Annotated in this window: 8 protein-coding genes and 3 pseudogenes; 5 read left to right on the top strand and 6 right to left on the bottom strand. The window is 56.0% G+C overall.

Translation table 11 applies throughout. The features are described 5' to 3' along the window. Positions 1–344: 344 nt before the first annotated feature. Positions 345–725: a hypothetical protein gene (locus tag RX331_RS26970; protein WP_317252667.1), complete on the top strand. Its 381-nt coding sequence runs from the start codon at positions 345–347 to the stop codon at positions 723–725. Between the two features lie 29 nt (positions 726–754). Beyond that, entirely contained in the window at positions 755–2611 is a 1857-nt protein-coding gene (locus RX331_RS26965) for a hypothetical protein (protein ID WP_317252666.1), read from the top strand. Between the two features lie 348 nt (positions 2612–2959). On the opposite strand, the gene RX331_RS26960 is transcribed toward RX331_RS26965, so the two are convergent. The 4 genes and pseudogenes from RX331_RS26960 to RX331_RS26945 all read right to left on the bottom strand — a co-directional run bounded on the left by RX331_RS26960 (position 2960) and on the right by RX331_RS26945 (position 5018). Continuing rightward, complete coding sequence (locus RX331_RS26960) at positions 2960–3472, bottom strand: carboxymuconolactone decarboxylase family protein (protein WP_317252665.1); 513 nt, start codon at positions 3470–3472, stop codon at positions 2960–2962. 6 nt (positions 3473–3478) lie between these two features. Beyond that, positions 3479–4033, bottom strand: coding sequence for a peroxiredoxin (locus tag RX331_RS26955; RefSeq protein WP_317252664.1), 555 nt, complete (start codon positions 4031–4033; stop codon positions 3479–3481). 15 nt (positions 4034–4048) lie between these two features. Continuing rightward, positions 4049–4336: an ATP-binding cassette domain-containing protein gene (locus RX331_RS39060; RefSeq protein ID WP_410708017.1), complete on the bottom strand. Its 288-nt coding sequence runs from the start codon at positions 4334–4336 to the stop codon at positions 4049–4051. Further along, positions 4333–5018: pseudogene (locus tag RX331_RS26945) on the bottom strand (molybdate ABC transporter permease subunit). The gene RX331_RS39060 and the pseudogene RX331_RS26945 overlap by 4 nt, the downstream one beginning before the upstream one ends. Before the next feature lie 1042 nt (positions 5019–6060). Here RX331_RS26945 and RX331_RS26940 point away from each other — a divergent pair. After that, positions 6061–7242, top strand: coding sequence for a TlpA disulfide reductase family protein (locus RX331_RS26940; RefSeq protein ID WP_317252663.1), 1182 nt, complete (start codon positions 6061–6063; stop codon positions 7240–7242). 1983 nt (positions 7243–9225) lie between these two features. Here RX331_RS26940 and RX331_RS26935 read toward each other — a convergent pair. Next, positions 9226–9483 (bottom strand): hypothetical protein, encoded by a 258-nt coding sequence (locus tag RX331_RS26935; RefSeq protein WP_317252662.1) that lies wholly within the window; start codon positions 9481–9483, stop codon positions 9226–9228. Between the two features lie 265 nt (positions 9484–9748). Next, a pseudogene (locus RX331_RS26930) lies at positions 9749–9836 on the bottom strand (IS5/IS1182 family transposase); the annotation flags it as partial. Between the two features lie 3 nt (positions 9837–9839). Here RX331_RS26930 and RX331_RS26925 point away from each other — a divergent pair. Then, positions 9840–10071: pseudogene (locus tag RX331_RS26925) on the top strand (IS701 family transposase); the annotation flags it as partial. Between the two features lie 144 nt (positions 10072–10215). After that, on the top strand, positions 10216–11184 hold the full coding sequence (locus RX331_RS26920; RefSeq protein ID WP_317252661.1) for a metallophosphoesterase: 969 nt from the start codon (positions 10216–10218) through the stop codon (positions 11182–11184). The last annotated feature ends 3445 nt before the right edge of the window (positions 11185–14629 follow it).

Genomic DNA, 14629 nt, shown 5'->3' with positions numbered 1-14629 from the left:
GCCGCCCCATTTTGGCATGCGGCTTCCGTTCCTTTCGTCTTCCAGCTCTAGTTCTTGTCTTCATAAGCAACCCTGAGTCTGATTAGGTATTACCCGAAGGGTAGACAGTGATTCGGGTATTACCTTAAATAAATCTCTAAAATATAGGTAATACCTTTTCCTCAAAATTCAAAGATGGGTATTACCCAAAGGCGAATTGTGGCCAGCCTGTGCTGCAGCAGCAGCGCTGTGATTCGTCGCATTGAACGGAGGGCACTAGGACCTTACATCTGAACGGGAAGGCACTGGTAAGTGCCACGACCAGGTCAAGATCCTGTGCGATAGTGCAACTATACGGAGAGATCTTGATTGACCTATCCAATCCAACCTTGTTATTAACGCCACGTGAACACTTTCCCGCCACACTCCAGTCCAGCCGTTTCCTGATGGGTAGTGCCAAGGACATGAAGCGCCGTTTGAAGCCGCTCTCGAAGAGCAACGAGATGCGATCGCTCGCTCTCGCGCTCGGCGCAGGCCAGGGCGCCCCGGACATATTGAAGCTGCTGGAGTCTGATCCAGAAGCGGCTAAGCTCATTGGCAAGTACGCAGAACGTGCGCGCTCGTCCTTTGCTGCCGCGTATCCGGGGCAGACGCGGGAAAAGACGATCAGCAACGGCGATTGGGAACAAGCGGGCTACGCGGGCATCGCGGGATTGAACCGCATCTTGGGACTTAAGAGCTCCTAGTACCATCGCCCCTCATTGCGGGGCAGGGGATGAAGGGAAGACGCCGGTCGCGCGCGACGAACTTTCGCGCGTCAGCGACTGTTGGCAGCGAGCTGAGGAGGCTATTTCCGAACGGCACCAACCCCGATACGGGACGTTGGTCGTATCCTCCCGCGCTACCTGCCGAGCTGTTCGGTGCCGTTGCCCACCTGCTTGAGGCTTCGGGAGCCTACACCTACATCGTCGCTCCATTCGCCTCTACAAGGGGCGTGCCTAAGGTAAGCTACTCCGGTGCAACCCAGGCGCCGAGGGAGACGCAGCTGGTCGCTTGGCGAAGAATCGGTAAGCGGTGGGCTTCCAATGTGTTCAAGGAGCAACCGGAAATCGTCGAACTCTGGGCTGAACTGTGGGCCTGCCGCAACCACGTGCTTGTTGCTGGACAAAATTCCCGACCACGTCTCTCGTGGTGGAAATCGGCTCACGCGTTGCTGGTGATTGCGGATGAGGCCAGCACTAACTGCGGCTATGAGACATTCGACGATGACGGCGCCGATCCAAACTGGGCAAATAAGCTCGCCTCGTATTTGCTTATCAACCGCACCGGAAAGCTCGTGATCCCATCGAGCCGCTCTCGCTCGGACGACAGGCATCTCAGCCGCCACGTGGCGCTCGACAGCCTCGCGGTCGATGCGTCTCGTGACGTTGTCCGCGTTCTTCCAAAGGGACGCACCACCGACGTGGGCTGTACTATGAGAACGCTAAGTCACAACCTGACTATGCTGCGCCCGCACGGCCATCCGAACGTCTATTGGCATCAGCAGCTATGGTCGAGCACGTCAGATCGACATGACAGCCTGAGCGTGCTGCTTATTCCGTTTCCCTACGATATACCGGACGGTTGTTTCAAAGGCGATATCCACAACGGCCCTGCTGATATGAAGTGGGGAAGATTTCGGGTGGAGCAGAAATGGCTTTACCCAAAAGTCGGCGACTGTCATTGGAGCGATCGTAGCGCTCGTCGTTCGTTCGTCGACTTCGTCAATGAGCTCCTTTTGCGAGCTAATAAAGACGTGCATGGCGTGGTGCTGCCCGAATATTCACTGGACTGGGCTACATATGACGAACTGGTCCGGTACCTTCGGGATGAATGGCCCGCCATCGAGTTCTTGATCGCCGGGGTTTCAGAGGATTGCAACAGGCGCAAAGGCAATCAGGTCGTATTCTCCGTCATGCATCAAGAGTTGGGAAACCGGATCGCCGAAACCCATTCCAGAAGAAAGCACCACCGTTGGAGGCTCGATGACACACAGATCCGCACCTACGGTCTGCAGGCCGATCTGAGCACGGACTGCATTTGGTGGGAATATCTCGAAATCGAGGAGCGTGTGCTCCACATAGATGTGTTTAGGTCTCAATCGGCATTCACGGCGGTTATCTGCGAGGACCTCGCGCGAGCAGATCCAGTCGTATCCGAGATCCGGTCGCTCGGACCGAATTTGATCTTCGCCCTCCTGATGGATGGCCCCCAAATGAAGGAACGCTGGCCGGGTCTTTACGCCACCAACTTGGCTGACGATCCCGGTTCTTCAGTTCTGACGCTCACTTCCTTCGCACTGATTAAACGGTCGAACGCCACGTTCGGACGGAATAAACGGACCATTGCTCTGTGGCGCAACCGACCAACCAATCTTTCATCGCGAGCGGCAAAGGACTTTGTTGAACTCGATTTGGCTGATGATGCGCAGGCGGTTGTCGTGAATTTAAGAAGCACACCGGCCGTCGACGTGACAATAGACGGTCGCCAGGACCGAAATACAACGTCGTGGCAGTTTGAGCACGCTCGACAGGTCGGGATTCCGAGCGACGAAATCGATGCTCGTGGCTGGCGCTGGATCGTCCCATATTGATGGCGAGGTGGTTCTAGTACATTTCGATAACGAGACGTCAGAACATTTAGAAAAGGCGATTGCTCTCTATGACGAACACGATTAGCTGGGAGGCGCTCAGCAGCGGCGTCCTGATTGATAAGGACGAAATCGCTGGAAGCGAAATCGCGCGATCTTCGAACTGTCGTCAATCCTCGCGTGGTGCCGTTGCGTCGGTTCGCGACCGAGCAGTTTGTGCTCGACGATCAGGTGGGCCATACGACAATGGTGGACAACGAGATGCCTAGCACTTTTAATCCCATTCGGTTCGAGTCGAAGTGCACCATCTTTTCGAGATGAAAGACACGGAAAAATCGTTTGCGAAATCACCTACGAGATCGCAACCGCAACCGACTGCACGATCGCGGCAAAGCGCACTGCGGTCTGGATCGCAGCCGAGCCGACGCCAGCTTCCTGCAGTGCCTTCTCATGGGCATCCATGCAGGCACCGCAGCCGTTGATGGCGGAAACCGCCAGCGACCATAGCTCAAAATCGGCCTTGTCAACCCCAGGATCGGCGATCACGTTCATGCGCAGCCGCGCCGGCATACTCTTGTATTCCGGATTGGAAGCGAGGTGAACAAAGCGGTAATAGACGTTGTTCATCGCCATCACCGAGGCTGCAGATTTCGACGCCGTAAGCGCCGCGGGCGATAAAACCTCGGCCGCAGCGGATTCCATTGCGGCGATCACGGCCGGGGTGCAGGTCGCGATCGCGGTGGCCAGCAACAGCCCGTATTTGCTCTGTGGTGAGAAGGTCTCATCCGCCACGATCGACGCCAGATTGAGTCTGACGTCCTTGGCGAAATCCGGAATCTGGTCCTTTAATTGCTCGATAGACATGATACCTCAGGCAACTTTCAGAGTTTCGCCACCGATCTCGCGGTTGCAGGGGCAGAGCTCGTCAGTCTGCAGCGCGTCCAATACGCGCAGCGTGTCCTTTGGGCTGCGACCGACATTCAGATTGGTCGCATAGACATGCTGGATGGTGTTGTCGGGATCGACGATGAAAGTATAGCGATAGGCGACGCCGTCAGGAGAGCGCACGCCCAGGCCATCGACCAGCGCGCCGTTGGTGTCGGCAAATTGCCAGATCGGCAGATGGTGTAGATCCTTGTGCTCGCGTCGCCAGGCGAGCTTGCAGAACTCGTTGTCGGTCGAGCCACCCAGCACGACCGCGTCACGATCGGCGAAATCCTTGGACAGGCGCGCGAACTCCGCGATCTCGGTCGGGCAGACGAAGGTGAAATCTTTGGGGTAAAAGAAGATGATTTTCCATTTTCCGGAGAAGCTATCTTCAGTCAACGTTTCGAATGCGCTCTGTCCATCCTCTTCCTGCAGGTGAAAGCCGGGCTTCACACCTGTGATTTCGAACGACGGCAGTCTGTTTCCAATTCCAAGCATATTGTCCTCATAAGATTACTTCGCGCGCGGAGTGACGATTCCGCCACCAGCGAAGCAAGCTATATGCCATTTGCTTTGGGATGTTCGATTGTCGGAATCCAGCAGTCGGATGCGTGGCATGCGACCGTCAGGCAAACGCACGAGGCCGGCGATGCACCGCGCGACCGGGGTTTTGCCGCAGCCTGACTGTCCGAAAATCGCCGCTACACCCTTAGCCGGTACGCTGAACTGCGCGTCGAGCGAAAAGCTACCCAGCTGGCCCTTGAAGGCGATGCCGATCCCGCCTGGTATGGCTGTCCTCACGTGCGCCTCCTTCGGCTGTATCTTTCGATCAACGTTAAGGTAATGATTACCGCAAACGCGAAACATCACCATGCCGCCGGCAAGGCGGTTTGCTTCGCCCTAGCGCGACGCTTGGACATAGTCGAAGAGAAAGGCCGACAGCACTTTGGTGCGTCCAGGAATGTTGCCGCCGATAATCAGCACGAGGCCGAATGAGCTAATTGTATGCGCAAAGCCAAGCACAGCGGCTGTGAGAAAACCCGGTCGCGCCAGGGGCGGGGCGACCGTAAAGAAGGCATACAATGGAGAGGCGCGCAGAGTGGCCGCAGCTTCCAGCGGACGGTTGCCGATGGCCAAAGGCATTGCGGATAGGCTGGACTACGAAAGTAAGCGCCCACAAAACCGATCCAACCACGAGCCTCGCAAAAGTGAAGGCGAGTGTGTGTCCGTCCCAGAGCCAGGCGAGAAGGCCGCCCGGGCCGTTTGGTCCAAGCAGCACCAGCAGATAAAACCCGCGTACAGTTGGCAGCAGCACCAGCGGCAGCGCAATGATCGTCGCCACCGCCTCGGTCCAAAGGCTCTTGGAGTGTGCTAGCCACCACGCGAGTGGCGTGCCAACGATTAGCAGGATCAGGGTCGTCAAGCTCGCGAGCTCGATCGTGAGCCCGAGCGACTGCCAGATCTCTGCCGAAAAGCTCCTCATGCGCGTCAACTCCGGTCGTCGAGCCTGAATGACACTGCAATCTCCCTCGCGGGCTCGTTGAAGTTGGCGGCGACCGCAACTTTGATGTTCGCCGCCGCCTCCGCATTGCCGACCATAAGCGAAATCAGGGTTGCATTGATCAGAACTAATCTGGGAGGTTTCATCGGATCGGTCCTGGGGCGGAAGCGCAGCCACCGCTCTCGCCGCGGCGGGTCTTCGCTGCTCATCCTAGCAATCGGCGTGCCGCTCGCAGACCTGATGAGCGCCTTGCTGCCTAGAAGAGTGAAGCAAGCATGGACGTCAGCGCGCCTTCTGGAATGGCCTGGCGGCGTTGTAGGGTGTCCGACATCGTCGTTTTCAACCGAATACGGCTTCATTCAAAGATGGAGGGCTGATGTGATGCCGATCGCCTCTCGTCCGAGCTTAAAAACGGCTGCTTGAGGATGATGAAGGCGGTGTCGACAATGTCACCGCTACGCGTGCGCATTAATAACCCATGGTCGGGTAGCCATAGGCCCGTTCGACGTCGGCAACCCATGGCTCTCGATTTGGTCATGCAGCACAAGCTGCAGTCCCTGCAAAATTGCGTAGTCACCCTCCACGAATAGGTGTCACTGCTCCACGGCTTTCACTCATTCGGTTCGCAATCTTCATTGTCGCTTTCATCTAATCATGGCTGACGGCGGACCCGGATTAGCAGATTACGTTCGACGGCTCGCAAGGCTAACCACGCTGCTCTGGCAGCGCCAATCGCGCAACGTGTGTCCAATTTCTGACAACGGCACAAAGGCACGTCAGGTTCAAAACACCATCTGCTTGCGGCGCCGTGGAGGACTTTGAAAGCGTAATCAGGCGCTTAGCACGTGTTGACGGCACTGGCACGGCCATTGCTGTTGAGATGCAGCAACACGAAGCGAGGGCCGAAGGCACGCCGACGCGCAAGACAAGCGATGCTCTCCTTCCTTTAAACCCGTGCGCCCGCTTCTACAGAGACAGCGCGTATAAATTCGTGCAACTACTAGCAATAGTTTTGGAGAGCAAAATGGTCGTGCGCATGGAATCCCAGGCTCCTCCCATTAAAGTGCAGAACTGGCTGCGCGGCCAGCCCGTGACGATCTTCCAGGCCGGAAAGGTCTACATCGTCGAATTTTGGGCAACTTGGTGCGGACAATGTGTGGCGTCGATGCCTCATCTGGTGCAGCTGCAAGAGAAATACAAAGACAGAGGGCTTGAGATCGTCGGTGTCGCAGCTAGCGAAAAAGCTTCAACCGCGGACGAGGCCCGAACCAAGTTGGACGCATGGTTGACCGAAAAGTTCTCGCAGCTCAATTATCGGGTCGCTTTCGACTACACAGGCGAAATGAACAAACTTTGGATGGACGCCAGTCTCTCTGTCGGCATTCCCACCTCGTTCGTCGTCGACCGTGACGGCCACATTGCCTTTATCGGTCATCCAATGCTACTCGATGAAGTTTTGCCGAAAGTTTTCAATGGCATCTGGCGCACAAGCGATGAAGCTAAAGCCGCCGATACGAAGCGGATCGCCGAAGGTCAACGCAGAACGCGCGAAACACGCAAGCGAGCGTTGACCAAGACGATCCTTGCCAAACTGCAGCCAGCAATGAAGGCTGGGGATTGGGCGAGGGCGCTTTCGGTGGTCGAAGAGGCCGTCGCTGTGATGCCGGACGACATCAAGTTCCGCGTCCTTCAAGTGGATCTTTTACTTCACAAAATGCATGACATGCGGACCGGCTTGCCGGTCCTGCGCCAACTGGTTCGTGACGCGATCAACCAAAAATCCGAGGTCTGGATGGCCGGCGCAATGCGCGAACTCTTTGATCCGGCGAAGGACAACTCCTACTTCCCGTCAGCCGAGCGCTTTGCCATAGGCAAGGAGTTGTCGGAGCACATCCTGGCACTCAATCCTCCGCAACGCGACGATGGCCCCAAGTTCCTGTCCTATGCGGCGGTCGCTCACTATTATTACGAGAGCGGCAACAAGGATCGCGCGATCGAGTTGGTCGAGCTCGCTCTGAAGTCACTGGACAGTCCGGAGCCTATCCAGGACGAACTGAAACAGCATGTCTTGTCGCCGTTGCTCCAAGCCCTGGCCAACTACAAGGGCGAGAAGGCTTGTTACTGGGGTTCTTGTTCGGTTCCGCAAGCCAAGTCTGCTGAAGTGCCAAAGCGCAGGCGCCGCGGAAAAAATGAAAGAAAGGGGTGATAATCGGAATTTTACTTACTGGCCGACTCGTCCATTTCTCTGGCAGCCCATTCGCAAGTGGCGTCCAAAACACCTGATATTGACTTAGATCGATCAAGTGTCAGGAGAAGAGACTGGCCAAGAGTTGCCATAGCAATAGGCTGAGCTACCGAATGCTGAGGACAGTATCGGTGGGCATCGCACCTCGTATGCCAAAGCGAGTTGTGGCCCATTCGAAGCTCGGATGTGAGTGGCCGATGGCCCGCTCTATGGCGGAACTCCTCGCACCTCTTGATGTTCGGCGTCTCCTGCCGCTTCTGCCCTGAGGAGCCCCCGAATTTGTAATCAGCCGGGCGACTGTGGCTCCAGATAGCCTTTGTCAGCGTGGAGCCGCTCGATGGCGTTGCCGATCGGCGCCTCCATTTCCGGGATCACGGTTGCAAGCGCATGACGATCATAACGCAGCGCCTTAATATGGTAACGTGCTTTGGCATGCGCCTACCTCGTGGCCACCGAGACAGGGCACGGCGCCTTCACTGAGGACACGAGGTATCATGCGACGAGCGATGAGGGTATCGCAATTACTTCATTGCGGCAGTCGCTCCGGGGGGCGGCTCAATCCGACGGCCGCTATTCCTTTTGTGATGGGTGACCGCGTCCCATTGGATCTCGTGCTCACCTCTTATTGCTGCACTCCCGGCCCGGTCTACCCAAACAGCTGTATGATGTCCCACGCTTCGAAAATGCGACAAAGACGTAGGCGGTCGTTACGGTTGCAACAAAAGAGGCCGACCGCCTAATGGGGCGGCCCAGAACCCGATTATAAAGCCGAGATAAATGGGGGTGTGACACAGGTTTATAGTACTACAGCTGGGTTTGGGAATTGCGGGGCCGGCATGTCGCGGCCCTTGTGATCTGAACAATTCGAAGTGATTGATCAGAAAGCGTGCTCTTCAGCACGATCATTCAACCGATGAGTGAGACTGTCGCAGTTGTCGCCGCGACATAACGTTTCTGAATCTGCCAGATAATTGCCGGCAACAGGGTGCCACTACTCGCTTGCAGCGCAAAAGTACTTCGGTCAATGCACTTCGGCACATAGTGTCTCCAACAATCTTTGAAGCGCTTGCGCGCCACGACGCTGTGTCGAATGACAAACAGAGCCCTCAAGGCTGTCTCCGGCAAGCGCTTCCGTGCACGTAGGTTGGCCCGTGTCGATCGTCCTCGGCACGAGCAGGCCGCTTGCGAAGCCGACAGCACATAGAATTGTGATGAAGAAAGCGATGTCCGCGGCTGATCCGTGGAGAAAACTGACGATTCTTGAGATCCCAGTTCCGGAAGGCTCCTGAGGGATTCGTGCCATGATCGACTACGCTAAGCCCAACCTGCCGCACGCAGAAAGGCGGCGCCGAAGAATAGTAAAATAACGCGCTCAAAGCCATAGGCGCTTGGCTTGTCGCTAACATGACAAGAGTTTTTCTTGAGGACTGAATCGCTCGGAAGGTACTCAACAAGGAGCAGGTCTTCTCGATTCTGGTAGCGGACAGAAACAATGAGAGGTGTAAAGTGGATATGTATCTTCCGCCCAATCGGCGGACTGGTAATGCCCCGGGCCAGCCCCTCTTCTTGGATTGGACGAAGTCTGCATACTACCTATGCATGCCACTCGAACGTGATTTGTCGGATGATGCCTGTTGGCTCCTGGCGGACGTTAAACCAGCGCTCTGCTTGCTACTGGGTAAAGTGGACATGGCAGATGTCGGCGGCTCACCGGCCACTTTTATTAGGGTCAGAGCTCATTAATTTCTTTGCGCTCACAGTACGATCCTGATTCGTTTTTGGAAGGGGCTAGGATCGTGCGCAAGAATCTCTTTTGGCTGAGCGACGAACAGTGGGGGCAGATCGAACCGCATCTGCCGATGGATGTCCGTGCTGTCGATCGTGCCTGCGCAGCGACCGCTGCCGAGCCGGGGAAGTGCCGAAAAAGTCCGACGTCAGTGGCATTCATTTGTGATTCGTCAGCTTCTCGAAAGCTGTCCGTCCCAAAATGGAACTTGAAACAACTGTGCTCGCGGCGAAAAGAATGACCACCGAACGCCGCAGAAGACTCCACTCTCGCTCACGATCTCCTGCGGCAGCAGCAGCGGGCGCAGCAACAGCCAGGCGACCTGAGCGCACAAACCAGCTCACCGGGATGCCCATCCACGGATCAACCGAACCTTGAGCAGCAGCTAAGTGACTTGCGGCCGATCCATCAAACATCAGATTCAGCTGTCACTTTCGCACATTCCGAGATTGGATCCTCTTCGGCTCTGACCACTGGCAATGAGAGCGCGCGCTATCCAGGAAAGCGAGCGGTGCCCAGCCGCATCCTTTGTCAGGGGACGTGCCGAACTTGCCGCATCGCTGGCCGGAGCGAGCCTTGAGGCGCTCAGGAACGAGATCAGGCTGGCTGAGCAGCGAACGGAATCGATCATTTGCGTCTGCATTGCGCGCCCCCGGCCGGAAAGCTCACGGAATAGGTTTTCCCAGACCCCGCGTCTTGCCCAGCGCACAAAGCGATTGTAGATCGTCATCGGAGGACCATATTCGGCCGGGCAATCGCACCAACGGCGTTTGGACGTTATCACTTCGAGGGGCGATCATGGCAAGGTCTTCATCGCGACGCCCTCATGACAATGATTGCCCACGCCTTCCTGCAACATCGTCGCATCGCACACGCGGGGCGGAAAAAAAGAATCAACGGACCTCCGCTTCAGCCAACCATGCCCGCCGTACGTCACGCGATCGTCGATCTCTCCTTCGGCCGCCGTCTCAAAGGTGTCCATACTGCCGAAAACAAATCCTTGAAAAACGCTGCGCAAACAGATTCTGCCAAACTGGTGCTAGCCTGCTACGCCATGGCCTGAAATTGCGCGCGGCCCGGTGCCGACTGGACCAATCATGCCATTCATGCTTTTGTTTGGAACGGCCTCCCAATGGCGAGATTAGAACTTGGATCCTCTTTCGAACTTTGCCGCCGGAACATCTCTGCAAGACCTGATCGAGCGAATTGGCTCAGAACATGTTGAGCGGCGACTGAAAACCGAAGTCGAGCGCGAGGCCCAGCTGTTTGGCCAGGGACTGATCTTTTTCAACCTTGAAAACTGGTACTCAGCACCTTGGATTATCAGAACTGCGCTTAAGCTGACTGGACTTTATGGCCGTGCGCGTCGAAACGCTGACCACGTCCTTGTCAAAAAACACAGCGTGGCTTTCGCGAATCTTCCCTCGGCATTTCACAATTTCACTATCCTTCACATTAGCGATCTGCATGCCGACGTAAGTGTAGGCGCGATGCGGCATCTGGTTAGCGTGGTCGGCCGCCTTCAATACGACATTTGCGTCTTAACCGGCGACTATCGCGGCAAAACATATGGTCCATTCGAAAAATGTCTAGAAATCATCGATGAACTGCAGGCCCAATTGAATGGGCGAATTTATGGGGTGCTTGGTAACCACGACAGCATCCGTATGGCCCCTGCAATGGAAGCCATGGGAATCTGCATGCTATTCAACGAGTGCGAACCGATTGTTCGCGATGGACAGCGTATTTTCTTGGCCGGCGTTGACGATCCGCATTTCTATCGGGCAGACGACATTGAGAAAGCCGCGTCGCAGATTCCTTCAGATGCATTTTCGATTTTGTTGGCGCATACGCCGGAAGTTTACGATATAGCGATGAGCGCCAGATTCGATCTCATGTTATGCGGACACACCCACGGAGGTCAGCTTTGCCTACCCGGCGGAATTCCGATCAAGCTGGAGGCGGCCTTACCTAGATTCATGGGCGCTGGACCATGGCGCTATGGCTCGATGGTCGGATATACCTCTGTAGGCGCTGGCACGAGCCTTCTGCCAGTGCGGTTAAACTGCCCGCCGGAAATAACTCTGCACACCTTGCGCGAGGTAAAGCAGCTCTAGTTCACGGGCCAGTGGCAGAAAGAATGCGCTATCAAAATTTGGGCCGCGGTATCAAATCAGAGCCAACGCGCCGCATAAGATCACGCCTAACGGCCCTCGCAGTGCTCTCTATTGATACCATGAAGGCTGTGGAGCACTACGCTTTGGTGAATGGCGATGGGAGTGGGCCATGATTTCACCTTCCTTCCGAAGGCGCCGTCACCGCGAGATGCGGCGCGCATGACGCGTCGAGCTCAAAGAACACGAGACAAGTACGCCGGACGCAAAGTTGGGACCCAGACGTTTCAATTAGATTAGCGATTTCGAGTCTTCCAGCGGCCGCGACAATCGCCGCGAAGCAGTAGTCTTTCGCACGCCAACACTGCGGATGCTTGTCCGCTTTCTGACAGCAATACACGGCTGTCGGGTTCAGAACACCGCCAACGCTCGCCGGGCAGAAATTTTAAAGAGAATCGGAGACCAAGCTGTTTGAACGCGGATGGCATGGCTGTTGCTTTTGAGAGGCAGCAACACTGAGAGAGGCGAGGGCATTCAGACGCGCAGGACGAGCGATGCTCTCCTTAAACCCGTGTGTCCATTTCTGAGAGAGAGCAACGAGCGCGCGGAAAAAGCGTTGACAATCGGAAGGAGAGCAACATGCCTTCAGGCGAGACAAAGCATGATCTTTGGCGAGGGTGGCATCGACAAGTCGAACTGCTCGCAGAAACGTTAACGGCAATGGCCGGATCGGCCACAAGATACGTGCACGAAATGGCGAGCACTATCGCCGGAACCGCGAATGCGGGATCGGACGGTGCCAGTGATGCTGACGAGGGTTTTTTGTGGGTTTGCCGCGCGATCCCAAGGCGGATCTCACCGGATTTTCCGCACGTGAAAGGCGCAGGACGGGCTTTGCTGCGAACCAGCCACCTTCTGGGATCTCGAAATCGGTGCCGTGATGAAGATGGGCTACAAGAACGATCTGGTGCATCGAACCCAGCGGTCCAGGGTGGGTCAAGGCCTTGTCATTCGATTAACTGTTTGGAGGAGATCGTCGCCCTGGCGCGGTTGTAGAATGCGCGTCGGGATCCAAGGAGGCCGATCACTATCGCATGCTTGAAACCAAACTAAACAAATACTCGGCAAAGGTATGACCCAATCTAGAATCGAGCACAGCATTGCGGATGAGGTCGGAAGTCCATCATCCGCAGGGCAGTCGCTTAAGTCCTCGCTTGATGGAGAGCTAAATGACTTCGCCGGTGGCTTCTTCCGCACTTCAGGGAAGCTCGTCCGCATTCTTGGGAGCTCAGGGCTTGGATGTCGTGCGCGAAAAAGCTTCGCGCGATCCATCGCTGGCTCGGTAATGTGCGGCTGTTCGTTCTGCTGTCCGCGATGTCACTCGATGTACGGGGGCGCACGCTGAATGGCTCGTGGTATAAGTGGTTGATGCCGAAGAGCAGCGTGAACACGGCTAACGCAAGCGCGATCATGCGATAGTGCCATTCGACCGAGATCTGGCTGATACTCGCGCTGAGCTTGAAGAGGGATTGTCACATCGATCCATCGGCGGCGATTTGTCTGTAGTGTGCGTAATAGGTTCAAAATCGCTGGATCTGTACGCCATTTCGCCGTCTGCTTTGCAAGTTTGCACTGCGCTTCCAATTGTAAAAGTGCCCAAGTTGAGGAGATTGCGATGAAGGTCGGTGTTCCCGAGGAAGTCATGCCGCACGAATTCGATGTGGGCCTTGCGGCTGGAGCTGTCCGCGAAAATGTGGTAGCCGGCCACAGGGTGATAGTCGAAACAAAGGGCTCCGCCGGAAGTTGGCGCAACCGACAACAATTATCGCAAAGACGGGAAGGGCGCAGCTGCGAGCGAACCAGATCCCCTTTAGGTATCGTTTATCTAGCGCCGGAACCCCGAGGATGTGCGTGGCTCAAACAAGGCTAGCGCAGAGTGCCTTTGAAAGATCCAGATGCCGTAGCGGCAATCGTCTCAACTTTGCGGCGCGTTCACGGCGACAACATTGCACGCACGTTACTTGCAGACGGCATGAGCTTGGCGGTACTTATCGATGCAGCGTTCTCCTTGCCGATAAGCAACAGTGATGCGGTCCGAATGATCGCGAGAGCGCTTGACTCTGGCGATTTCAGATTCACACCGGACATAGGGCCGCTCTGGCGCGTGCGGTACATTTATGAAGATCGATGTGCATCGATGTGCGTTGTGGATATGGAGATGTCAACGCCGAATAGGATCTTCGCGAGCACTAAGATTTCGTTGCAGCTGTCCATATGATGCGAAGTCCAGGTCCACTGCCGACATTTTATCTCTAACCGAAAATCGGCCAACTACGTTGGATGAGGTTTCGTTGTCGGTATCAAACAAGCAGGCAAAGAGTGGCGTCTACGAATGCTCAGTCAGAACCGGGTTTAGCGGCATCGTGTTCGTCGACCTAGAAATGGCCTTCATTCAGTCCGACCAGTCGCACCTTCGTGAGAACGCATTAAACTTGACGGCTCCTTCCTCGTGGTACTGGACTTCCAGATCTACTCCTGCAGCTCTTGCGGCGTACTTCGTTGCGGCGTTGACGGGTTTGTCGCGTCCGGGATGAGGTTAAGTGCGGCCGGCGCGCCGCCGCACTCACCGTTAAGCTGGACTACCTCGGGACGAGCAGACGGCGGGCGCGCAACGCTATAGGCTGTTGCCGCATCACCAAGCAAAACCAGTTCACATGAGCGAAAGCTTGCGCTTGGCCGCTTGCGTCTCCATTTGTTCCTAACGGGTCCTTCAACGCTGCATTGTCAGTATGCGTCGGCCATAAGGCGATTAAGCCACATCGTCTCCACCCAACCTTCAGCCGTTGACCTCCGAGCCTCCAGCTCGCCGAACACGGCTTTCCGTTTGTAGATGCCGGCCCCTTTTAACGCCGCTTCAGGCATAACTTGGGAGCCGATACGCCGGCCTCGTGTTGCTCCCTGAATCCCTATGATCTGCTCTTCATGATCTGCTCTTCCGAAAAGCGGGCACGCCGCTTCCGAGCCGGCAACGTGTCTGATCAGTTTTCGAAGCTATGCCGCATTTGTCTTTGCTTCTCGTGCACCAAACCTGTAATTATTCCATGCTCCTCGCGTCACTAATCTCCTTTCACAGAGCTGGGTGCCGCGGCATTGTCATTGATCACGTCGGTCAGTTTGCTGGATCACTTGGTCCTTGCACTTCGTTTTGAATGGGCATTAGTAGGGAACAGCCGGCGTTGGTAGTTGTTGGCTCACCTGTTGTAATAAGCTCGCCTCGACCCCGCGCCGAGGCGAGCTCGTTGCGCTGGCTCAGTCCCATCCCGGATCGGGGTCGATTAGGCACACTTCTTCTTCACCGTCGTCGTAGCACACCATCAATTCCCCCGCACTCACCCGTTCCGTGAATGCAGCTGCCGCCGCGATCAGAGCAACAAAAAGGGCTGTTCTC

Origin of the sequence: Bradyrhizobium sp. BWA-3-5, from assembly GCF_032917985.1 — a bacterium.
GTDB lineage: Bacteria > Pseudomonadota > Alphaproteobacteria > Rhizobiales > Xanthobacteraceae > Bradyrhizobium.
Note: the sequence above shows the minus strand (reverse complement) of the source record. Positions and strands in the feature narration are given on the sequence as shown.

What these genes read in the sequence shown, in the direction of transcription:
- RX331_RS26965 (WP_317252666.1), top strand. Translation starts at nt 755, where the DNA reads ATGAAGGGAAGACGCCGGTCGCGCGCGACGAACTTTCGCGCGTCAGCG.
- RX331_RS26960 (WP_317252665.1), bottom strand. Translation starts at nt 3,472, where the DNA reads ATGTCTATCGAGCAATTAAAGGACCAGATTCCGGATTTCGCCAAGGAC.
- RX331_RS26955 (WP_317252664.1), bottom strand. Translation starts at nt 4,033, where the DNA reads ATGCTTGGAATTGGAAACAGACTGCCGTCGTTCGAAATCACAGGTGTG.
- RX331_RS26940 (WP_317252663.1), top strand. Translation starts at nt 6,061, where the DNA reads ATGGTCGTGCGCATGGAATCCCAGGCTCCTCCCATTAAAGTGCAGAAC.
- RX331_RS26935 (WP_317252662.1), bottom strand. Translation starts at nt 9,483, where the DNA reads ATGTTTGATGGATCGGCCGCAAGTCACTTAGCTGCTGCTCAAGGTTCG.